The organism is Nostoc sp., assembly GCF_036917095.1.
In the GTDB taxonomy this organism is placed as follows: domain Bacteria; phylum Cyanobacteriota; class Cyanobacteriia; order Cyanobacteriales; family Nostocaceae; genus Nostoc.
The window spans coordinates 175,012-197,059 of sequence record NZ_JBALFH010000014.1; the positions used below are offsets into that span (position 1 = coordinate 175,012).

22 protein-coding genes are annotated in these 22,048 nt (G+C 43.2%); 14 read left to right on the forward strand and 8 right to left on the reverse strand.

Annotated features, from left to right (window positions below; translation table 11 throughout):
- Positions 1–62: 62 nt before the first annotated feature.
- Together V7L01_RS03655 and V7L01_RS03660 are read right to left on the reverse strand one after the other, a co-directional pair.
- Positions 63–635 carry a single-stranded DNA-binding protein gene (locus V7L01_RS03655; protein WP_335032006.1) on the reverse strand — a complete coding sequence of 191 codons (573 nt, stop codon included), beginning with the start codon at positions 633–635 and terminating at the stop codon, positions 63–65.
- A 272-nt stretch (positions 636–907) separates the two neighbouring features.
- Positions 908–2,164, reverse strand: coding sequence for an FAD-dependent oxidoreductase (locus tag V7L01_RS03660; protein ID WP_335032008.1), 1,257 nt, complete (start codon positions 2,162–2,164; stop codon positions 908–910).
- A 158-nt stretch (positions 2,165–2,322) separates the two neighbouring features.
- Here V7L01_RS03660 and V7L01_RS03665 point away from each other — a divergent pair, with 158 nt between their 5' ends.
- The 5 genes from V7L01_RS03665 to V7L01_RS03685 all read left to right on the forward strand — a co-directional run bounded on the left by V7L01_RS03665 (position 2,323) and on the right by V7L01_RS03685 (position 5,172).
- Positions 2,323–3,636, forward strand: a complete 1,314-nt coding sequence (locus V7L01_RS03665) for an ABC transporter ATP-binding protein (protein ID WP_335032010.1) — start codon at positions 2,323–2,325, stop codon at positions 3,634–3,636.
- A gap of 332 nt (positions 3,637–3,968) precedes the next feature.
- Positions 3,969–4,247: a DUF2442 domain-containing protein gene (locus V7L01_RS03670; RefSeq protein ID WP_335032012.1), complete on the forward strand. Its 279-nt coding sequence runs from the start codon at positions 3,969–3,971 to the stop codon at positions 4,245–4,247.
- Positions 4,248–4,376: 129 nt separating this feature from the next.
- Positions 4,377–4,751 (forward strand): hypothetical protein, encoded by a 375-nt coding sequence (locus V7L01_RS03675; RefSeq protein ID WP_335032015.1) that lies wholly within the window; start codon positions 4,377–4,379, stop codon positions 4,749–4,751.
- Positions 4,752–4,781: 30 nt separating this feature from the next.
- Positions 4,782–4,925 carry an AAA-like domain-containing protein gene (locus V7L01_RS03680; protein WP_335032017.1) on the forward strand — a complete coding sequence of 48 codons (144 nt, stop codon included), beginning with the start codon at positions 4,782–4,784 and terminating at the stop codon, positions 4,923–4,925.
- Positions 4,864–5,172: a hypothetical protein gene (locus tag V7L01_RS03685; protein ID WP_335032192.1), complete on the forward strand. Its 309-nt coding sequence runs from the start codon at positions 4,864–4,866 to the stop codon at positions 5,170–5,172. Before V7L01_RS03680 ends, V7L01_RS03685 begins: the two co-directional genes overlap by 62 nt.
- Here the strand turns inward: V7L01_RS03685 and V7L01_RS03690 are convergent.
- Together V7L01_RS03690 and fldA are read right to left on the reverse strand one after the other, a co-directional pair.
- A complete protein-coding gene (locus V7L01_RS03690; RefSeq protein ID WP_335032019.1) occupies positions 5,146–5,898 on the reverse strand; it encodes an alpha/beta fold hydrolase in 753 nt (250 codons plus the stop codon). The two genes, V7L01_RS03685 and V7L01_RS03690, sit on opposite strands and share 27 nt — an antisense overlap.
- A gap of 102 nt (positions 5,899–6,000) precedes the next feature.
- Positions 6,001–6,513 carry a flavodoxin FldA gene (gene fldA, locus V7L01_RS03695; RefSeq protein ID WP_335032021.1) on the reverse strand — a complete coding sequence of 171 codons (513 nt, stop codon included), beginning with the start codon at positions 6,511–6,513 and terminating at the stop codon, positions 6,001–6,003.
- A gap of 401 nt (positions 6,514–6,914) precedes the next feature.
- Here fldA and V7L01_RS03700 point away from each other — a divergent pair, with 401 nt between their 5' ends.
- The gene (locus V7L01_RS03700) at positions 6,915–7,217 is read left to right on the forward strand and encodes a hypothetical protein (RefSeq protein ID WP_335032022.1); all 303 of its coding nucleotides are present in this window, start codon (positions 6,915–6,917) and stop codon (positions 7,215–7,217) included.
- A gap of 113 nt (positions 7,218–7,330) precedes the next feature.
- Here V7L01_RS03700 and V7L01_RS03705 read toward each other — a convergent pair whose 3' ends face one another.
- From V7L01_RS03705 to V7L01_RS03715, 3 genes are all read right to left on the reverse strand, one after another.
- Entirely contained in the window at positions 7,331–9,859 is a 2,529-nt protein-coding gene (locus V7L01_RS03705; protein WP_335032023.1) for a mannose-1-phosphate guanyltransferase, read from the reverse strand.
- 367 nt (positions 9,860–10,226) lie between these two features.
- Positions 10,227–12,011 (reverse strand): glycosyltransferase family 39 protein, encoded by a 1,785-nt coding sequence (locus tag V7L01_RS03710; protein ID WP_442936932.1) that lies wholly within the window; start codon positions 12,009–12,011, stop codon positions 10,227–10,229.
- A gap of 186 nt (positions 12,012–12,197) precedes the next feature.
- Positions 12,198–13,436 carry a glycosyltransferase gene (locus V7L01_RS03715; RefSeq protein ID WP_335032025.1) on the reverse strand — a complete coding sequence of 413 codons (1,239 nt, stop codon included), beginning with the start codon at positions 13,434–13,436 and terminating at the stop codon, positions 12,198–12,200.
- Positions 13,437–14,612: 1,176 nt separating this feature from the next.
- Here V7L01_RS03715 and V7L01_RS03720 point away from each other — a divergent pair.
- From V7L01_RS03720 to V7L01_RS03750, 7 genes are all read left to right on the forward strand, one after another.
- Positions 14,613–15,536 carry an energy-coupling factor ABC transporter permease gene (locus tag V7L01_RS03720; RefSeq protein ID WP_335032027.1) on the forward strand — a complete coding sequence of 308 codons (924 nt, stop codon included), beginning with the start codon at positions 14,613–14,615 and terminating at the stop codon, positions 15,534–15,536.
- Entirely contained in the window at positions 15,529–16,182 is a 654-nt protein-coding gene (locus V7L01_RS03725; RefSeq protein ID WP_335032029.1) for an energy-coupling factor transporter transmembrane component T family protein, read from the forward strand. The genes V7L01_RS03720 and V7L01_RS03725 overlap by 8 nt, the downstream gene beginning before the upstream one ends.
- A 29-nt stretch (positions 16,183–16,211) precedes the next feature.
- The gene (locus tag V7L01_RS03730) at positions 16,212–16,976 is read left to right on the forward strand and encodes an energy-coupling factor ABC transporter ATP-binding protein (protein ID WP_335032031.1); all 765 of its coding nucleotides are present in this window, start codon (positions 16,212–16,214) and stop codon (positions 16,974–16,976) included.
- Positions 16,977–17,316: 340 nt separating this feature from the next.
- Positions 17,317–17,793: a hypothetical protein gene (locus V7L01_RS03735; RefSeq protein WP_335032033.1), complete on the forward strand. Its 477-nt coding sequence runs from the start codon at positions 17,317–17,319 to the stop codon at positions 17,791–17,793.
- A gap of 304 nt (positions 17,794–18,097) precedes the next feature.
- The gene (locus tag V7L01_RS03740) at positions 18,098–19,198 is read left to right on the forward strand and encodes a D-alanine--D-alanine ligase family protein (protein ID WP_335032035.1); all 1,101 of its coding nucleotides are present in this window, start codon (positions 18,098–18,100) and stop codon (positions 19,196–19,198) included.
- Between the two features lie 202 nt (positions 19,199–19,400).
- Entirely contained in the window at positions 19,401–20,051 is a 651-nt protein-coding gene (locus V7L01_RS03745; RefSeq protein ID WP_335032037.1) for a hypothetical protein, read from the forward strand.
- A 192-nt stretch (positions 20,052–20,243) separates the two neighbouring features.
- Positions 20,244–20,651 (forward strand): hypothetical protein, encoded by a 408-nt coding sequence (locus tag V7L01_RS03750; RefSeq protein WP_335032182.1) that lies wholly within the window; start codon positions 20,244–20,246, stop codon positions 20,649–20,651.
- Here the strand turns inward: V7L01_RS03750 and V7L01_RS03755 are convergent.
- A complete protein-coding gene (locus V7L01_RS03755; RefSeq protein ID WP_335032039.1) occupies positions 20,636–20,815 on the reverse strand; it encodes a hypothetical protein in 180 nt (59 codons plus the stop codon). The genes V7L01_RS03750 and V7L01_RS03755 overlap by 16 nt on opposite strands.
- Before the next feature lie 113 nt (positions 20,816–20,928).
- Here V7L01_RS03755 and V7L01_RS03760 point away from each other — a divergent pair, with 113 nt between their 5' ends.
- The gene (locus V7L01_RS03760; RefSeq protein ID WP_335032041.1) at positions 20,929–21,702 is read left to right on the forward strand and encodes a hypothetical protein; all 774 of its coding nucleotides are present in this window, start codon (positions 20,929–20,931) and stop codon (positions 21,700–21,702) included.
- Positions 21,703–22,048: the final 346 nt, after the last annotated feature.

A 22,048-nucleotide genomic window follows, 5' to 3' on the forward strand; every position in this document is an offset into this window, starting at 1 on the left:
TTGTAGAAATTGTCTAATCGTAATGTTAGTTAGCAAATTGAATACACGCTCAACTACCAAATTTAAAAGGGAATATCATCTGGATCTGGTTCTTCCTCTTTCACTGCTGGATAAGTGGTTCGCTCATAATTTGTGGATTGGGGTACGGGTTCGTAACTTGGCGCTTGGGAAGCAACGCCAACAGGGTTTGTCGCTGGGGTAGGTGCTGGACGTGGTGACTCGTAACTGGGAACCTCTTTCTGTGCAGCACGAGGTGCTGAAGATGGTTGCCGTGGGGTAGTTTCAGTGAATGATGGAGTTGCGGTTGCTGAGGGTAATGGATCGGTATTAAAACTACCACCAACAGGTTGAATTTGCTGCACTGTCAATTCAGCGCGTTTTTCTTTAAAACCTTCCATAGGAACAGTATTCATAGTTAAACGCCCTACCAAGATGACGCGATCGCCTTGGTGATAATTCTGCTGAATTTCTGTCGCTAAATTCCCCCAGCCGACAACTTTCAGGGTGGCTGGAGGATCGTCTGGTTTCTGGGAATTGGGAAACTGCACCAGCATTTCTGTAACTCCCAGATTATCTGCTGTATAACGGAGTTGCGGCTCGTTCATAATTTCCGCCATCAAAACGCAGCTGTTCATTAAAATTACTCCTGACTGCAAAAAGTACTGATTGAAAAAGAGGGGGTTTTTCTATGTAGTGCCAATTAATATCTAGATATGTTTAATTGTTTGCATTTTTTAATAATGCCTGAGTTTTTAGTTATTTCTAGCATAAAAGCCAAGCGATCGCTTTGAACAGCATTGAGTATGCCACTCGCCACCCTCGCTTGACTAAATTGAGCATTCAATTCTGCATTGAGTAGTATAATTGTACCACTCATTCGTTAAATAGAAAAAATTATTGGCAAAAATTAAGTCTTGACGTGAACTGGAAAAACACCCAAGGCAATCAATCTGCCAGGAAGGTCGCGCAAGATGGGTAAGCGCAAAAACGCAGGTGGTACAAAGGTGCGATTTGAGGTGAGAACCGGGGCAAATACCCGTTTCTGGATAAAAGTTTGAAACGCCTGAATGATGCGTGTGGGCAATTCGCGTTGACGTTGTACTTTTGCTAAGTCGCTAAGTTGTACTTGTCCGTTTTTGAGCGGTTTGCTGAGTACATTCGCGGCGACGACAGCATCTTGAATGGCGTAGTTAATGCCAACTCCACCAACGGGGGACATTATATGAGCGGCATCACCGATGAGTAACAGTCCTGGATGATACCAGCGTTTGACGAGGCTGGACTCGACTGAGAGAAAAGCTATTTGTGACCAATCATGTAAATTTTGGATGCGTTGCTGAAATTCTGGCACCACTTCGACAACAGATTTTTTTAATTCCTCCAAACCCGCAGCGCGTAGTTGTTGATAGACTCCCTTGGGGATGACATAGGCAATTTGCCACTCATCACCACGGTCAAGCATGGCGATGATTTTACCTTGACCAAAGCGCCCCATTCCCCCCTCCGGGTCTTCTGGCTGACGCGGTAAGCGGAACCAGAGGACATCCATTGGCGGCGAGGTTTCGATTGATTCAAACTCACCCAGGTGGCGTAAACGTGAGTGGCGACCATCTGCACCCACTGTCACTATTGCCCGGATTTCATGCCAACCACCGCCTCCCCGATAGCGGACACCTTGAATTACGCCATTTTCCGTAATTAATTCCTGCACATTCGCACCCATCACGAGATGGAAATTAGGATATTTTTGTGCTTCTTGGGTGATAAACTCCAGGAATTTTACCTGGGGAAGCATCGTAATGTAGGGGTAGCGGGTTTTCAGATGACTAAAATCTGCCAATGTAACAGTATCTTGAGGAGTTTTAAATCTAATTTGGCGCATTTTGGCATGGGGGAATTCTAGCAAGCGATCGCTAAGTCCCAATTCCTCCATAATTTCCATCACCGACGGATGAATCGTATCGCCGCGAAAGTCGCGATCGAAGTCTTTGTGTGCTTCCAGCAGCATCACAGAAATGCCTTGACGCGCTAACAACAGTGCCAATACTGCTCCTGCCGGCCCCCCACCCACAATGCAACAATCTGTAGTTTGTTCGTCTACAATGTCATGGATAGGGTTAATACTCGGATCTTGGGAAAGATTTTTAGGTACATCGGTAGTCATAACAACACCTCTTGATAGCCCTAAGATTCAGGGTAGTTTGCTTTTGATGGTGCAAGCTGTTTTTTTAACTTTTCGTATTTACATGGAACGTGTATTATGGGCGCTAAACTGTCATTGGTCATTAGTCATTAGTCATTAGTCATTAGTCATTAGTCATTGTGTCCCAAGTTATTTTAGAAAACGTTTATAAAAGTTTTTCCTCACGTAAAGGGGAAAGTGTTAGCTCACAAACCCAATCTCCCCTCACGCTTGAGGAGAAAACTGATGCAGCGCAAGAACGGGCGGGAAGTATCAATGTTTTGCGGCGGATTAACCTGACGATCGCAGATGGCGAATTTATGGTGTTGGTAGGCCCTTCTGGTTGTGGTAAAAGTACCCTGCTGCGCTTAATCGCTGGGTTAGAAACAATGACTGGCGGTAATATCTGGATAGGCGATCGCTTGATCAATGACCTACCACCCAAAGAACGCGACATCGCAATGGTGTTTCAAAATTACGCCCTTTATCCTCACATGACGGTGTATGACAACATTGCCTTTGGGTTACGTCGTAGGGGAAGCAGGGGAGCAGAGGAGCAGGGGAGCAGAGGAGAAAATACTCCCTATATTCGGGCGTGGGCGGAAAATCTTTTTGTGGGGGCGACAAGAAAGTTACCTAAAGGACTGCGCTACACTTCTGACAAAGAACGGGCGGTGGATCAGCAGGTGCGTAGTGTTGCCCAATTGTTGCAAATCGAAACATTGCTGAATCGCTTACCCAAACAGCTATCTGGAGGACAAAGACAACGGGTTGCATTGGGAAGAGCGATCGCGCGTGACCCGCAAGTATTCTTAATGGATGAGCCGCTTTCTAACTTAGATGCCAAACTCCGGGCGGAAACCCGCGCTCAAATTGTCAAATTGCAGCGCCAACTGGGGACAACAACGATTTACGTCACCCACGATCAAACAGAAGCGATGACAATGGGCGATCGCATTGCAATTATGTCTGAGGGTAAAATTCAGCAAGTTGCTTCTCCCTTAGAGCTTTATAACCGTCCTGCCAATCTTTTTGTAGCAGAATTCATTGGTTCACCACCGATGAATTTTATTCCTGTAGAATTTCATGCTCCACAGTTGATTACTCATTCCCAGTTGCGTTTCACCCTGCCAGAAGTTTGGGGAAAAGCTTTACAAAAATATGATGGGAAAACTCTAATTTTAGGCATTCGCCCAGAACACTTGAACTTGAGTATGCCAGCCACCAAAAATCTACCAGTGCAAGTAGATTTGGTAGAGAATCTCGGCAACGATTCCTTTCTTGCTGTTAAGATTGCCGAACCGGGATCTCAACCTGCTACTACAGCTAAATCCCTACAAGTGCGAATCCCACCAGACCGATTTATACAACCTGGTGAGCAACTTTGGTTATCTCTAACCCCAGAGAAAATTCACTTTTTTGACCCGGAAACTGAGCTAGCAATATTTCCCTAATACTAAGTACCTCGGCGTAAATAAATTAACGTGAGTTCGACAGACCTCTCCCTGCCTTGAACTAAAGTTCAAGTTTGTCCCTCTCCGACTCGGAGAGGGACAGGTTTTGCGTAGTAAAACCAGGGAGAGGTCTTTTGGGTGGACATGATATGACCAGTCGAACTCACGTTAAATTAAAGTTTGTAGTAAGGACTTTAGTCCTAATAATCCTTGTTTTGAGCGATGAATCGCTCACTACAAACTAGGATTTTATTTAAAAATTGATGAAAAACTGAGAACTAGCTAGGGATAATCAAACCCTCAATAGCGTCTTACCATTGGAGTAGTAAAATATGTTAAAAGACATTATTGCAGTAGAACCAAGGGAAAATTATCAACTATATATTCGTTTTGAAGACGAAGTGGAAGGAGTAATTGATGTTAGTAAGCTGATTAAATTTACAGGTGTTTTTGCACCTTTACAAGATCAAAAATACTTTGCTCAGGTTGAATTAAACCACGAATTAGGCACAATCCAATGGCGATCGGGAGCCGACCTCGATCCAGATGTTCTCTATGCAGTGATTAGCAATCAGCCTATTCCTAAGTATAAGTCACTACGGTTCACTTAAGGATAATTGTAGCGACTGTCTTGATTGTCAAGTGCGTAGGCGTAGCCCGCCGTAGGCATCGCCTGATGTTGTAGCGACTGTTTTAAAAGTCAAGCGTAGGCGTAGCCCGTTGTAGACATCGCTTTGTTTGTGGAGATTTATAAAAGCGATACTACCTGTGTACTCGATCGCGGTGCGACAAAGTTTGAAGTACCTCAACACGACTTTGGAGTACCTCAACACGACTTTGAAGTACCTCAACACGACTTTGGAGTACCTCAACACGACTTTGGAGTACCTCAACACGACTTTGGAGTACTTCAACACGACTTTGAAGTACCTCAACACGACTTTGGAGTACCTCAACACGACTTTGAAGTACCTCAACACGACTTTGGAGTACTTCAACACGACTTTGAAGTACTTCAACACGACTTTGGAGTACCTCACCACGACTTTGAAGTACTTCAACACGACTTTGGAGTACCTCACCACGACTTTGGAGTACCTCACCACGATTTCTAGGTATAATTTAAACTATTAGCCATATAAAATATGACTATAAATTCGTCTGTTCCCCAAGATTATCAATATCGTTTTAAATTACGCAGTCTGGGGTTAATTGAATTTACAGGAAATGAAGTTCAATGCCTTTGTAATTTATATCGCCTTTATTTTCGAGAACGCCTATCCGAATGATTATACCCAGCTTGAGATGAGGGATTATCAAGAAATAAATTATCCAATGTTGTGGGGTGGACATCTTGTCCGCCCTTGCTTACGGGCGGGCGAGACGCCCACCCCACAAGAAAAGTTGAATGTTTTTTATTTGGAAATCCCTGATAAACCATCAATAATTAGTGGTAAAATGATTACCGATCGCAGCACCAACACCAAAGGCGATCGCACTCTCAAGTTACTAATTTGTAGAAGTACTAAAAGATAGTGCAGATGCTTCTACTAGATGCGGATGGTGGCGTTTCCAAAAACTCAAAATCTGTTCGCCAACCTGTTGAGGATAGAAGTAGTGAAAAAAATGATATCCTTCTGGGCATTCCCAAAGTTTATCTTCTGGCTTCAACCAATTCAACCAGTCATGCAATACAGTTGAGTTGACTACCGGATCGCTCTTGCTTCCACACACCATCATTGGCATAGAAACTCCACCTTTGGGTAAATAAACCAACTTAAATAAAGAGTGTGATGATGGAGATTGTTCTAAATCTTTATCTAAGGCAGCTACTAACTTCTTAGTGGTATGAGGTGGTTGATTTCCAAATAGACTGCGAACGGTGCTTGCTAGAACTAGTTCACGGCTGATGCTAAAAAGTTGTCGTTGAAAGTAATAGTGAGCTTGCCAATTGTTTGCAGGTTGAGCTGCTACAGCCAGCAGAGTTAGCGATCGCACTTTTTGAGGAAATCGCCGCGCAAAGGTTAAGGCGATCGCACCACCCATCCCATGACCGGCTAAATGCACAGGGCGATCGCGCCATTCTAAAAACTCATACAGCAACTCCACAGCTTGATCTATGCAACTGGCCTCATCTTTGGTTTGCTGGTATTCCCACTGGGCGATTCTCATATACCCAGATAAATATTCAAGTAATGGTTTATCAAAACGCTTCAATATAGGACTGGCATTTAACCACAGAACATCAAATGAATCAGACATAAATACCTATAATTTCTAAATTATCAATTTCACTAGTTGTCAGATCCCCGACTTCGTAAAAGTTGTCGGGGATCTCCCGGCCCTTTCATTCGCCAAGGCTTTCTACAAACCAAATTCTGTTTTTAACTGAGCAACCCAAGTTTTAATTCGCTCGTCTGTGAGATCGGATTGACTACCTTCATCGAGTGCCAATCCGACAAACTTGCCATTTTTCAAAGCTCTAGAATTCTCAAAGTCATAACCCTCAGTTGGCCAGTAGCCAACTGTTTTACCGCCTCGCTGGGAAATTTTTTCTTCTAAAATTCCCATTGCATCCTGGAAATTATCGGCATAGCCATATTGGTCTCCATCACCAAAATAGGCAACCAACTTACCACTAAAATCTATTTCATCCAGATCCGAGTAAAAGCCTTCCCAATCGCTCTGAAGTTGACCAATATCCCAAGTGGGAGAGCCAATAATCAGCAATTCATACTCATCAAAAGTGGTAGTATCCGCCTCGTAAATGGGATGTAATGTTACAAGATCGTCACCAAACTCATCCCGGATTTTTTCAGCATCAGATTCAGTGTTGCCAGTTTGAGTACCGTAGAACAGACCGATTTTTTTCGACATATTTTTACCTGATATATGGATTTGCGTTAGCGTTCGCGTTGGCGAAGCCTCTCGAAGAGAAGCGTCTCGTAGAGAAGCTCACCGTTGGCGTAGCCTCTCGTAGAGAAGGTATCGCCAGGATACCTATTTGCCTTGTTGAAATATATTATCGGCTTAATGAATATCTATCTCAATAAGCCTGAAGATATCCTAGCAGACTTATTGAAAGTTTTTATCATTTAATTTAAGTAAAATTTTGTAAAGGATTTCAGGAAACAAACCCAAAAGGCGGGCGGCGGTTCATTCCACCCCTACTTACTGTAAGTGGCTTACGATATGCTTACGCAATATTCCGAATTGTTACTAGTTTCAAAACATACATCGGTAAACGAAGCTAGAGAAAGTAAATTTTTTGTGCATTTATGAAATTCATCCCAACATTAAAAGTAGCTGTAATTCCTGTTTTGACTGTGTTGAGCTTGTTGTCTGCATCAAATAAAGTACTAGCTGACTATTTAAATAATCAGGGTTCAGGAGGTGATTACCGTTATGAATTATGGTCTAGCGATGATAATAGTAATTACTATTTGAAAGTTTGGTTATATGAAGCAAGTCCAAATAGTGACCCATACGACACAACTAGAAGATTTCCCTCTACTAGAGAAGCTCTAATTTATTTTGATTGCAATTACGCTAAGAAAAATTTACCAGAATGCCCTCGATAAGAATTTTGAACCTCCTCAACATAATTCGTAATTGCTAATTCGTAGTTCGTAATTCAATTACGAATTACGAATTACGAATTACGTTAGCGTAGCGGGGCGTAGCCCATTACAAATTACGCTTCGGCGGGTTGATATTCTTGTTGTCTTTCCACAAACGACTGGACACGGGTGCGGTAATTTCTCACAGTTTCATCTACCCATTCGCGATCGTTGCTATTGGCATACAAATGCACCAGTGGTTCGCTGGCATCTGGTAAAACTAACAGCCAACTGTCATCGTAGGGTTGACAAATTTTTACTCCATCGATTAATTCTAGGTTTTGGGCTGGATGAGTTTCCACCAAGTAACGCATCAAAGCACCCTTGGCAGTCCACGGGCAGCGGATTGTATAAGTTTTGTGAATTACACGGGGTAATTCCGATCGCGCAGCAGCGAGCGATCGCTCCTGGATAGTCAACATCTCAATTATCTTCGCAATGCAGAACATGGAATCAAATCCTGGATGCAGTTGCGGGAAAATAAAACCAGTATCTCCACTACCTCCTAATACCACATTCGGATTCTTTTGACAAGCTTCCATTAAAGCTGTGGGGTTGGCTTTGGTGCGAATCACTCTGCCATCATGGCGGCGGGCGACTTGTTCAATAGCGCTGGAAGCATGAACTGGTACAACTACCGTTCCTCTGGGGTTAGCCGTTAATATCATGTCTACCATCAGTGCTGTTAACATTTCCCCACGAATTGGGTAGCCTGATTCATCAACTAAAATTAGCTGTTCCCCATTAGCCGATACTTGCACGCCAAAGTTAGCTTTCAATGCCTCCACTACATGACCTAACTGAGTCAGCAATCCTTCCCTGTCAGTGATTGACATCGCCGTTTTATTGACACTGGCATTCAACACTACTGCATCAGCACCAAATTTATCCAACATTTGGGGTAAAACTGCCCCCGATACGGCATAAACATAGTCAATCACCACTTTTGCACGGCTGTTGCGGAGTGTATGAACATGCAACAGTTTCTCAAAAGCAGTGCAGTAGCGATCCATGACTTGGCTAGGATAAGATACATCGCCAATTTCATGAATTAGCGCCCGCCGCATATCTTCCTTAAAGTAAGCCCCTTCAATTTTCTTTTCTAGGGCTTTGGAGATATTAATGCCCTTGGTATCCATGAATTCAATCAAAATGTAGTCAGGGCGATCGGGGTGTACCCGCACATGGATACCACCAGCTACCGACATTGTGGGTATAACCGTGCGGGCAATGGGGATAGCTGTGGCATCGAGATTTTGAATATCAATACCTACTGACATCAAACCAGCAATAAGCGATCGCGTCACCATCCGAGAGACATTACGCTGGTCGCGAGAAACAGTTACCTTAGAACCAGGTTTCAAGGTAGAACCGTAAGCAGATCCCAATTTCACAGCAAATTCTGGGGTGATGTCGATATTAGCTAATCCTTGCACACCACGTTGCCCGAATAAATTCCGTTGGGCGGTGTTTCCCCAAATTAAGTTAATGTTTAAAACTGCTCCTGACTCAATCTTTTTACTGGGCCAAACGCGCACGCCGGGGCTAATTTGGGCTTCTTCTCCCACCGTGGAAAGCGAACCCACAACAGCAGCTTCTAATACATGGGCGCGGCGGTCTACACGAGCGCCACGGGAAATTACACAGGCAGAAAGATGTGCTTCATCGCCAATGAATGCCCCATTCCAGACTATCGGACGTTTGAGATTCGCATCAGCGCCAATAGTGACATTATCTCCAATTACAGTTCCTGCCTCAATTTGTACTCTTGCCCCGATGCGGCAATTATCACCAATCACTGCTGGAGTTTCAATCACAGCCGTATGATCGATGTAAGTATTTTGACCCACCCATAACTCATGAGAAACCTCTTTGTAGGCATAATCGAGATTTACCTTCCGATCTAAGGCGTCATACTGAGCTTCCCGGTAGGCATCTAAATGACCAACATCGCACCAGTAACCTTGAGCGATGTAACCATACATTGGCTCATCTTTTGCTAATAGTAAGGGGAATAAGTCTTTGGAAAAGTCGCATTCAATGTTTGCTGGCAGATATTCCAAAACTTCTGGTTCGAGAATGTAAGTGCCAGTGTTGACGGTATCGGAAAAAATTTCACTACTAGAGGGTTTTTCTAAAAATCGCCGAATTCGTCTTTCCTCATCGGTAATCACCACCCCAAACTCAATCGGGTTGGGAACCCTGGTTAAAATCAAAGTAGCTTTTGACTTATTTTGTTTGTGAAATGCGATCGCTGCCGTCAGGTCGAAATCTGTTATGCTATCACCGCTAATGACTAAAAATGTTTCATCAAGAAGTTCGGCAATGTTTTTTACACAGCCTGCCGTACCTAAAGGCTGATCTTCTTCTACGGCATAGGTCATCTGGACGCCAAAATCACTGCCATCTTGAAAATAGTCTCGCAAGACATCAGGTAAATAATGCAATGTCGCAATAACTTCTGTAATTTGATGTCTTTTGAGGAGATTAATAATATGTTCGGCAATTGGTCGATTTAGAATCGGCACCATCGGTTTCGGCAGGTCGCAAGTCAATGGGCGAAGCCTCGTTCCCGAACCCCCTGCCATCAGTACTGCACGCATAAATCCTCCTTAGCTATTTACTTCGCTGCTTCAAGACCCATGAGATATGTTTTGTTCTTCCTTCTTTAGTGTCCTATGGATATTCATATTTGAGGAACTTCCACAAGATGCATATAGATTGGGGATTGGAAAGAGGCAGAGGGGCAGGGGGCAGAGGGGAAAGAGGTAATTTTTATTCTCCCCCTTGCCCCCTGCCCCCTCTAACTTTTCACGGTATCTGGAAAACCTCACTTCTATTTCTCTCATCCTTTAAGGAGAGAGACTTTGAATTTTCCCCCTTCCCGCGACGAGTTGGGGGTTAGGGGGTTAGGTCAATCGTTGGCTTTTCCACATAACGTGAAAAGTCAGCTGCCCCCTGCTTCTTCATCTATTGGCAATGATAAAGTTCATATTCGTAGCCGTCTACGCTTGGTAAAGATTTAGTATCAGGCATAACGCATGTTTTGACGGCTTCTGCTGCGGGTGCGTGAAAGTTTACCAGCCACAAGTCAAAAGGTCGTGGTAACTTCTTTAAAGTATTTTCCAGAGCAATGGTGGAAGTAGTCGGGTCTTTGTCTTGATGAGCAAGGAGAAACAGAGGATTTTGAAGTGAATTTGCAAGTTTAATCTCCCTGGCAACTCCCATCATTTCCCCAGTGTGCACATAAGTTTTGTGGGTGGTGGCAATCAGTACTGGTGTTGGGGATGTTTGTTGAATTAGTTGCACAAACAGGTCAGGGCGATAATATTTTTGATAGCCGAGATTGCAAATTACTGTAACTGCACTGAAAAATCCCATTAACCAAATTAACATCACGGCTTTTTTACCGTTTATTCCCCATTTACCTATGCTTTTTATCCCATTTTTCCCTTGTTCTTTTTCTATCAATTCCTTGGGGGGATGCCAACAAACTGCGAGACTCGCGCCTAGTAAAACAACGATCGCGGGAAAATAAACAAAGTTATATCTAGCACCTCTAGTCAGGTCAATACCCAAAAAGTACGTAAAGATAAAGAATAAAGCGATCGCTGCGATCGCGACTCCAGAAAGCACCTGAATCATCATCCGGTTTTCTGGGTGCTGTAGTTGAATCTCGATCCCACGCAGCAAGATTGGTACTGCCCAAATAAAGAAAGTCAGCATCACCACTCCAGAAGGAATCACAACCAATAGTTGTGAAGATTCAACTGGTAATAGGGAAATCATTGCAATCAATGTTCCTAAAGCCTGAAAAATTGGGCTTAACCAATCTAGCCCAACGCGCGAACCTTGAATCCACTCGGTCAAGTTGCTACGATTTTTATTCTCTAAAAATATTGGTAGCCAAATTAAACCCGCGACAAAAGTACCTATAGCAACGGCATAGATGCGCCGCCAGGGAGGAGAGAAGAAAAGAGAATATTTGCTGCTAGTCTGTTTTTGATGCCAAGCAAGGAAAATCAAAACTATAGCTTCTGTACAGAGAGTCAGGGCGAAAAAGTAATGAGTAGCGATACCTAAAGCATTAATTCCTACCCAGAGAAATGCTATCCAGATGGGTAAAGGTGTGCGGTTTTGAATATGACGTGTGGCAATTACTAAGCAGGTGAGGGAAGCAGTTACCCATAAGGCTGCCAAACTGTAATGGCGTGCTTCTTGTGACAAAAAGATTCCGTAGGGTGATACTGCCATCATGGCAGCAGCCAAATGTCCCACTAATGGCGAACGAAACGCTACCCTACCTAATATGTAAGCACATGGAATGGAAGCAGCACCGATTAAAGCTGGTAGCGATCGCGCCGCAAACAGCGATACTAATCCGCCTTCGCTAGGAAATAATTTCATCCACAGGTAAGCCAATACAAAATACAGTGGTGGATGGGTATCTTGTGTTACTAAGTTATGAACCACATTACCAATAGTCGCGGCTGGGTTTAGTTGCAGTGGTTGCAATAGGATATCAGGTGCGATCGCTATATCTAGGGGTACTGATAAAAAGGTATTTCCTAAGCTAAACACTAAGGTGCAAAACTCATCAGTCCAAGGAGGCTTTGCAGTCAAGTTGGTTAGGCGCAAGCTGATGCCGATGATGAACCACATCAAGATCAGCAGAGGGTGAAGCCAAGAAGGAGGGAGACGAGCCTGCCAGTTATACCAATGCTTGGGTTGTGAGCCAGAGCTTGTATGTACCATAGGCAGGAAATGCGTAGCATAGGCAGGAAGCAAAGAGATAATTTTTCTGTAAAAATGAAATGCACCTTGGAAAATAACTCTCATTGCCGATCCTCAGAGGAATGGATTTGTAGATTTGACGTTTGAGATTTAAGTTCGTTCTGAAATCTAAAAACAAAAATCAAAATCTCAAATCCCTCGTTGTGATTATTTCACATCAGTGACGCGCCAGCTAAGTTTCAAATTAATCGAGAAATTCCAGACAGTAGCAATTGCGATCGCTATCAACTTAGCCAAATACTCATTTATACCCAAGAAATTATAGAGAAAGTTAATTATTAGAGCTTGTAATATGACTCCTGCCAAACAGATCGCACTGAACTTCAAGAATCGCTTGAAACGTTGATGCGGATCGCGTTGCCTTTGAGAAATATCACCAAAAGTCCATAAATCATTCCATAGGAAATTATTTATGATTGCCACTCCCGCCGAAAGAATCGTACTGCGAGTTAAACCTAAATGAATCACAGTACGCAGCAAGTAAAACACCGTTAAATCCACAAACACACCACTCAAGCCAACAAACCCAAAACGGACAAATCGACCAATTGGGAAATTAACTTTTCTACTCAATCGTCCTACCCTTCCTGTGGAAAGCCGCAACCTTACTAAGTGATGGATGTAATCGATATATTGTTTCCATGTCACCTTACTCTCACCCTCTTTGCGTTCGCAGAACACATACCCAACTTCGGCAACTTGGTCTACATTTCCCCGCCCGATTACTTCTAGGAGAATTTTGTATCCGACTGGATTGAGTGTTGCATTGGCGATCGCACTCCGGCGCACCATAAAATAACCACTCATGGGGTCGGAAACTCTGCCCAGTACCCCCGGTAAAATCACCAAGCCTAATAGTTGAGCGCCACGAGACAAGAAACGCCTAACAACACTCCAGCTACTGACGCCGCCTCCATCTACATGCCGACTGGCTACCGCCAAATCTGCTCCCTGCTCAACACTACGCAACAGTTGCATCAGCACCTCTGGCGGATGCTGCAAATCTCCATCAATCACCCCCAACACATTCCCCGTAGCTGCTTGCCATCCACGAATTACTGCTGAAGACAGCCCCCGTTCCTGTTGGCGTCGCATCACTCGCAACTGGGGGTATTCTGTCGTCAAGGATTGTGCTATCTCCCAAGTTCGGTCTGGGCTATTATCGTCTACCACAATTAGTTCATAGTTTCCTGGAATAGATTCATCCAATAACTGACTCAATATGCTGACCACATTTTTGATGTTGTCACGCTCTTTATAAGTAGGAATTACTAAAGAAAGATGGATAGATTCATCACTTGTAGCCACCCGGCTAGGGGGCAAATCTGAAATTTTTAGCGGCCCAGTTGGTACTGTTAACAGCGAGTTGGATGAATTTGTCTTCATAATTTCACATTACAGAACGACGATATGTAAAGGCTGGAGGAAATAGAGCCAAACATTTACTGGCTTTATTGACTGAACCTGGTTACTCAAAGCTTGTTGAATACTTTTGTTACAGTTAGCTGTTCTGAAAAGTTTAGTAATTTCCGCGTCTCAATTTAAAATATTTACCTAAATTTTATCTAAACTTTAAATTTAACCATTTATTATGATGATATCTATTGATACTCGCATAATTTTTATACAAACAATTAGCCAACACTGTACTATTAAGTTAGCTTAACTCCGTAATTATACAGATTACTAAGGCTTATGTAAAGATGCTTTATTATTAGTATAGCTAATGTCCCAATCCCAAAATCATTCGTGAGAAAAAACAGAAAAAATATGTAGTTATTAAAACTAAGTGCAAGGTATAGTAATAGATAGTGGGTGAAATCACTAAAAGAGTCGATTAAAACATAGTCAAGACAATGCAAACGCGGTCAGAATATTGCTCTCGGAATATAAATATAAGGTGACTATCCCAATACTGAGGCTTTCTAGTGGCTTCATAACTTAAGTCAAAAAACTTACTGGTTTACCGAATCTTAAAATTGGCGGGAAACAAGAGCTAATTGCATTCTGAATCCTCAACTCTGACTGAGGAATTCTTCTTGATTCCAGATAAAGCTCCAGACAATTTAGTTATACATATAAAGAGTTTCTACCTCCAGCAAGACAGCCTTAAAACCTATAGCTTTGTACTTCGTGCAAAACAAAACTGCTGTATATCTCAACCGTAAGAGCAGCAAAGCAATTCAAAATTCTAAATGTTTGCGTAGCGTCTCGCAAAGAAGAAATGCAATCCTACTAGCTAGCTTTTTGACGATTGATAATATCCAACTGCAATGCATGTTAGCTTATTAAAGTCAAGTTTTTTCGACTTTCCCAAGAATTTATCAATTTTTCGCGACATATTATATAAAAATTATAAAAATAAAGTTAACAAAAATTAATATACTAAAAAATAAGTATAATATTTAGCAGCCATTGGATTGTAAATCTCTCAAAAGTAACAGCACAAAATCCCCCAAGAGGGCATTGCAAAAAAGATGGAAATTTTGTTTGTTATTAATTTAATGCCTTTATTTTATTGCTTGTATTGAGTAAATAAACATCAAAAATACAGGGTAGATCATGCATATTCCTGATGGATTTGTTTCTGTTCCAGTGGCAGGGGCTACTGGTTTAGCCAGTATGGCAGCACTCTTTATTGCCTTCGAGCGATCGCAAGAGGCTTTTGGTATCCGCCGTGCTCCCATACTGGGACTAACCACCGCCTTCATTTTTGCCGCCCAGATGATCAATTTTCCTGTAGCAGGAGGCACCAGTGGTCACTTATTGGGGGGAACCTTAGCTGCGATCGTTTTGGGTAGTCCTTGGGCAGGAACGTTGTGTATCGCCACAGTTTTAATTATTCAAGCTGTGCTGTTTGCTGATGGTGGCATTACAGCCTTGGGAGCAAACATTTTCAACATGGGAGTGGTTGGTGTTTGGGTAGGCTGGGTTTTAACCCAAACTTTGCAGCGGTTGTTGGGAGGGTCGAAAGGGCGCTTACCTTTGGCTGCTGGCATTGCAGCTGGCGTTAGTGTAGTAGTAGCTGCTGTAGTTTGTGCCATTGAGTTAGCCCTTTCAGGAACTGCACCCGTAGCCATAGTTTTACCAGCTATGACTGGCGTACATATTTTGATTGGTATTGGTGAAGGGCTGATTACGGGGGGTGTGCTGACTTACCTGGCTACCGCTCGACCAGATTTATTACCAGGAGAGCAGCAGGAGTTTCGCGGTTGGTCTGTACCCATTGTCACCATTTTCTTAATTGCGGGAGTGCTATCACTCTTTGCCTCAGCATGGCCTGATGGTTTGGAGAAAGTCGCCGAAAACACGGGCTTCATTGACTTAGCCAGTAAAGTACGGGTAATTGTGCCGACTCCCTTAGCTGATTATGGTATTCAGGGTTTGGGGCCAATAGGCACAAGTATTGCTGGACTTGTGGGAGCTGCGGTTTGTTTTGCTGTTGCCTTTGGAATTGCCAAGGTAGTGAAACCGAATAATGCTTAAACTTTCCTTACCGTTACGTTTGCAACTGTCTCTAGCGATTGTAGTAGGAGCAGCTTTATTAAAGCATCATGCTTGGTATTGCTTGGGTGTATATGGAGCGATCGCACTTTTGTGGGCTTGGCTGTTGCGCGTACCAATTCCCCGCTTGGGAGGATTACTCGGCACAGAATTGATTTTTTTGTCATTGCTGGCATTACCCTTGGGATGGGAGCGAGCCAGTTTTTTGCTAGTTCGTTCTCTGGTTTGCCTGGTTACCATGAATAGTTTTTTGTTAACCTTACCGCCCCACAGTTTCGGCATAGCCCTTAAAGGCTTACCTGTACCAGCACCTTTAAAGGAAAACTTGTTGTTAGCTGGGCAATATATGGAAATTTTGCTCTCAGAAGTGACGCGGATGCAACGTAGCGCTCAATTACGCGGTCTGACTGGAACTACGGGATGGCTGCGCTACGCCAGTGCTGCCATGATTGGAGCTTTGTATCTCCGTAGTCTGGACAGGGCAGAGCGAGTCTACGCGGCAATGGTAACTCGTGGTTATAACGGACAATTACCCATAGATTCTACCCTCAGACCAAAAGAGCGTTTTGCCATACTAGCAGCTTGGGCGATCGCTGCTTGTGTAACTCTAACTTCTTACAGAATTTAGCGAAGTTGTGAATATTGAGTTTGTGAATCTTGAAATCTTTAACTTCTAACCCCCAACCATCAACCCATAACCCCCACGCAGCTGTAGTCGAAGTTGACAACCTGGTGTATGCCTATTCTCGCCAAGAGCCAGTATTACAAGAAATTTCTTTTAATTTGAAGAAAGGCGATCGCGTGGCGTTGATGGGAGCCACTGGTTCTGGAAAAAGCACCTTGCTGGAGAACCTGATTGGCTTAAAACAACCGCAAACTGGGAAAATTACGATTAATGGCATCCCGGTAGAACCGAAAACTCTACCCCAAGTACGTCGTCAAATCGGCTTTAGTTTCCAAGATGCCAACGACCAACTATTTATGCCGACCATTTTGGAAGATATCACCTTTGGGCCGCGCAACTATGGAATGTCACCAGCAGAGGCAAGCGATCGGGCGCGGCAATTATTAGCTGATTTTGGTCTTGAAGCCTACGCCAATCGTTCCGCCCACGAACTTTCTGGCGGACAAAGACGCTTGGCCGCCCTAGCCTCAATTTTAGCCCTAGAACCGACAATTCTAATTTTGGATGAGCCAACTAATGGTCTCGATCCAGCATGGCGGCGTCATTTAGCGCAGGTATTGTTAAAGTTACCCGTGCAGGTGATATTAATTGCTTCTCATGACTTGCATTGGCTAGGCAGAGTTACTCAACGCGCTTTGGTACTATCTGGTGGTCGCATTCAAATAGATAGCGAGATTCAGCCACTTTTGCAAGATGGTGCCACTTTAGACCAGTTGGGTTTGCCGATAGATTGGTGAGCGCAGATGAGAAGGGGCAAGGAGCAGGGGGCAGGGGGCAGGAGTTAGAAAACTCGGTTCGCCCATCTTTGAACTGGATGAATCCACCTTAGAAATCCGTCAATGAGTATTTGATACTCATAAAAAAACTAAGAACTCCACCTGCCCCCTGCCCCTTATTCGCTACTCCCTATCCCAATACGGGTTCAGTTAAACTTTTATTTCTCCCCCTGCTTCCCCTGCCCCCTCTGCCCCCCTGCCCCCTGCCCCCTGCCTCTCCCTCCTACCCCCTACCTTAGTTACTATCTTTACTCGTAATATTGAATACTATATTCTCGGTTTTATTGCTGTTGGGGTGTTAATGTCTGTTTTACGTAAATATACCGTTATTGCTCCTGTTAGCCTGAGCATTGCTTTGTTCATTACTAGTTGCAGCGAAACTAAAGTCTCCCAGTGCCAACGACTGATTCGAGTTGTGAATGCTGGAACTTCTCTGATTGATAAAAATAAGGGAACGCAAGTAATAACCAGCATACAGCTGTCTAAGGATTTGGAATTTGTGACTAAATCGATTAGGGAACTGAATTTAACAGATCCTAAGCTGAAAGAATTTCAAGGCGGTTTTGTCAAAATTTTTCAGAATCTCAGCCAAGCGGTAGCCAAAGCAGGTAGGGCGCTAGGTGCGACAAAGACAGCAGAGGCCTCGACATCTGGTAGAGAAAAAATCCAAAAGGCTAGAACCGAAATTGACTCAGCATTGACAACAGCTGCAACTATTGGCAAGCAATCGGATACGTTAGTGAATCAAATGAATAAGTATTGTAGCCAGCCAGAATAATCTATCTGGGGCATGGGGAATAGTTTGATTTTCTGTTGGTACAGGAATGGTATAAGGCACTTCCAGTTAAAAAAATATCCCGTCGTAGGGGCGCAAGGCCTTGCGCCCCTACAAATCTATAAATAATTTGGGATAATTTATTTTTTGCAAGTCCCTAACCACCATTCTTGACCAGAAATATTTTTGAGAGATTTAGGACTACTGTATAAAACTTTGGCTCATCCATAAAATAATACAGAAAAATATGGCAACTTTTGTAGGTTGTGATACGCTATCTGCTTGAGGAATGTCGAGGAACTCGAAAATGACAAAGCTGCGCGTGGGGTTACTGTTTGGCGGTCGTTCGGGAGAACATGAAGTTTCGATCAAATCAGCACGGGCGATCGCTAAAGCCTTGAGTGCAGAGGAAAATGCTAGTAAGTACGAAATACTGCCTTTTTACATCCAAAAAGATGGACGCTGGCTAGCAGGAGAAGCACCCCAAAAGGTTTTAGGAACCGGCAGCCCGCTACTGGAATCCGAACAATCCACTTCTGAGGGACATCTGACATCCAACCCTCAGGCCCAAACCCTCAGCAAGTGGCAATCTCCCTCTCAAGTTGCGGAAGTAGATGTTTGGTTTCCCATTCTCCACGGCCCCAACGGTGAAGACGGGACAATTCAAGGGTTACTCACTTTGATGCAAGTCCCCTTTGTTGGTTCTGGGGTGTTGGGTTCGGCAATGGGGATGGATAAAATTGCCATGAAAATGGCTTTTGAGCAAGCGGGACTAGCACAGGTAAAATACAAAGCGATAACTAGAGCGCAAGTTTGGTCTAATCCTTGTGTATTTCCGAAATTGTGTGATGAAATTGAGGCAGCATTAGGTTATCCTGCTTTTGTCAAGCCTGCTAATTTAGGTTCATCAGTAGGCATTGCCAAAGTGCGATCGCGCCAAGAATTAGAAGCCGCTTTAGATAATGCTGCCAGTTATGACCGAAGGCTAGTTGTAGAAGCTGGTGTTGTAGCTAGAGAAGTCGAGTGTGCCGTTTTAGGTAACGAGCAACCCCAAGCCTCTGTCATTGGAGAGATTACCTATAATAGCGATTTTTATGATTATGAAACCAAATATACTGAGGGACTGGCAGATTTACTGATCCCAGCACAACTTCCAGATGCGATCGCCCGTAAAATTCAGGATATGGCTTTGCAAGCTTTTGCAGCTGTTGATGCTGCGGGGTTAGCAAGGGTAGATTTTTTCTATGTGGAAGCGACAAAAGAAGTTTTTATTAATGAAATCAATACGTTGCCAGGCTTTACTGCGACTAGTATGTATCCCCAACTCTGGGCGCATAGTGGAGTCTCTTTTCCTGAATTAGTCGATCGATTAATTCAACTTGCTCTTGAAAGGCATTCTCCTAGCTGAGACAGAAAATAAGCGAACTGATTTCCAGATTTCTACAGCAAAAAGTCACAATAAATACAGAATTTTGGCAAAAGTTAGCCAGATTTGGTAGCCTATATTTTACAAAAAAGCTACTAAAATCTGAACTTTTGTTACGGATACCTGATGCTTGAATCCTCCAGTACAATTTATTGACTAGAGGGGTACAAATCTGAAAGTAATCATGGAAAAAAGTCAGAGTGTACAGCGCGAGCAAACCCAACCAAGAAGGGCTACTCCAGAGCTGACAAAGAGGAAATCGAGATTAAAACAAAGCTCGAATGTTCTGATATATCTGGTTGCACATCATCCTTGGCTATTGTTAACTGGGTGTTTAGCCATGTTTTTAGGAGGTGGTGCTTTTGCCCTGTATAGCTTAGGTAATGCTGGACAGGTAACACAAGACGAACCAGAAAAAATCCCAGTTATAGTTGAAGAACCAATCAATGTGCCCTCTGAGAATAGTAATCCTACACCTTTATGGATGGTAGCTGCGATCGTCCTCAGCTGTGGTAGTGGTTGCTTGCTGATTTTCCGAATGCTTAAGTGGATAAACCAACCGCAAAAAGTCCAAAAACAGGTTAACCGTCATCAGGCACGCGTGGCACAGAACCATTACCAAAGATTGGAACCACGCCTTCCCAAGAACCAACCGGTTTTTGTGCCACAGTCACAACTGATGCCAATTATGCAGATGCAACCTAAAACAAAACAGCTGGTGACGGTTCTGCCAGCAGAACACAAGCACCACTTGGATACGCGCACAGAATCTTTAGCAGACTTAATGGATCTTCGTAAAGATAGTTCATTGTCTGCAATTTTACGCCAGTATTAAAGTTCCTGTAAAGCAAAAACCTGTCAAAATAATATTTTTTGCTAATTAAGGCACGGTTATACCGTGCCTTTACTAGTATGTATAAAAAATGATATTGGTAAAAAGCAAAGGAGTTACTCGACGCAGAAAAAGCAGTGGCCCGTCCGGTTAAACTGATAAGGAATGAAAATAGCAGATCGAGCAGTGAATAATATAGTGCGGTTAGTTTTGACAGCAATATTGCTGGTGCTAGTGACAGCTTGTGGCAGTATTGGACTGCTACCGACTAGCGAGTTAGTGCAAAAAGCGATCGCACTTGGGCTAGAGCAAACTCAACAAAAACTTAGCCAACAGTTGGATCTAGATTTTCAAGGATTTGAAATCAAGCGGCTATCAATTACCCAAGAACAGCCCCTGACGATTGAAAATTTACCAGCTTTTCACGTTCGGGGAACCTACGACTTGATTCTCAAGCTACCAACACGGCGCTTGACGCAAGCAAAACAAGCATTTGACGTTTACCTGCAAATTCAGCAAGAAGGCAAAACCTGGCGATTGCTACTTCCAGAAAAAGGTAGTAAAGATACTCAATCAATTTGGCGTAGCTATCTCATCCAATAATGACGGGGAAAGCTTTGAATTGTCTCACGTTTTCCCAAGCTACAATTTTCTTCATTACGCCAAGAATCGTTGTCTTTATCTTTTTTAATTTCGTTGAAAACTTCACAAAGAGCATTGAATCTTTTGCAATCATCTACTTGAAACTCTACAAAGCAGTATTCCATTATTTCTCCCTTCCTTTATCATGTGCAACTAGAAAAACCATCACAAATATATTTGTATAATTGAGAACCACTAGCCATAATCGAGGTGATAGTTTCATCGGAGACAGGGTAAGATGTATATCAACTTTTTCATCAGTTCCATTATTGGAATTGTGGTTCCGGTGCTGGTGGCTTTTGGCTTACTGCAATGGTTGCATATACCTACTGGTAACTTTCTTGATTGGGTGATTGGTGGTGCAAGTTTTTGGTGGCTGTTGGTAATTGTTACCGTCCCGTGGAATGTGCATTTTCAAGCGAAAGAAGTTTTAGCAGAAGCAGCACAATCCAAAGAGAAGGGAATTCCAGTCGATGAGAAACAAGTAAAATATGTGACAGTATTGGCAAAGCGATCGCTCTGGGTTGCCATTGCTTTACACTTATTCTCAACCGTTGGTCTTTATACTCTTGCTGTCACTGGTATTAGTACGGTGGGGTATATAAGTTCTGGTGCAGCTTTGTTATTAACAATTCTGCGTCCAGCGATTCGGGCATATGAGTATTTATATGCGCGGTTAGCGATGATTCGCCAAGAATGGAAGTACCCGCGCGAAGATATTTTTGAACTGCGCGATCGCTTCTCTATATTGGAACAAAAAATCCAGTCATTGGAAGATCAACTCAACCCGGAACAACCCTATTCCTTACCCACAACTCAGCAACGCTTTGCCGAAGAAACTCGCAAAGATTTAGCTCGAATTGCGTCTAATTTAGAAGAATTACGGGCGACAAATCAAACTGAACATGAACGTTTGGGGAGAGAAGCCAGAAATGCGATCGCGCAACTTTCCACCGACGGGCAATTTCTCGATCATGTCCGCGAAATCATTCGATTTTTTAAGACCACTTAATTATTGCTCTAATAGCTATAGCGCTTATCATTTGTATGCAATACACTTTGACTTCTCTCTTAAATGGAGAGAAGCTTTGAGTTTACTCCCTAACACTAGCAGGAAAGGGCTGGGGGTTAGGTCTGTATTTAACTCAACTGAGAAGCGCTATAAGCGAATTTTAAATTTTCTTCAAAGAGAATACAATCAGTAAGATAAGTTTGGGAGCATCCCACTTTTGCAAAATCTAACAATCTTCCGTCATTGCTTTGTCGTTCCTCCTCGCAATGACATGTTAAATGTTATTCATCATAAAATTTCTCTTGAGGCTCATAATATACCTCACTAGTACAGGAAAGGCTATAGT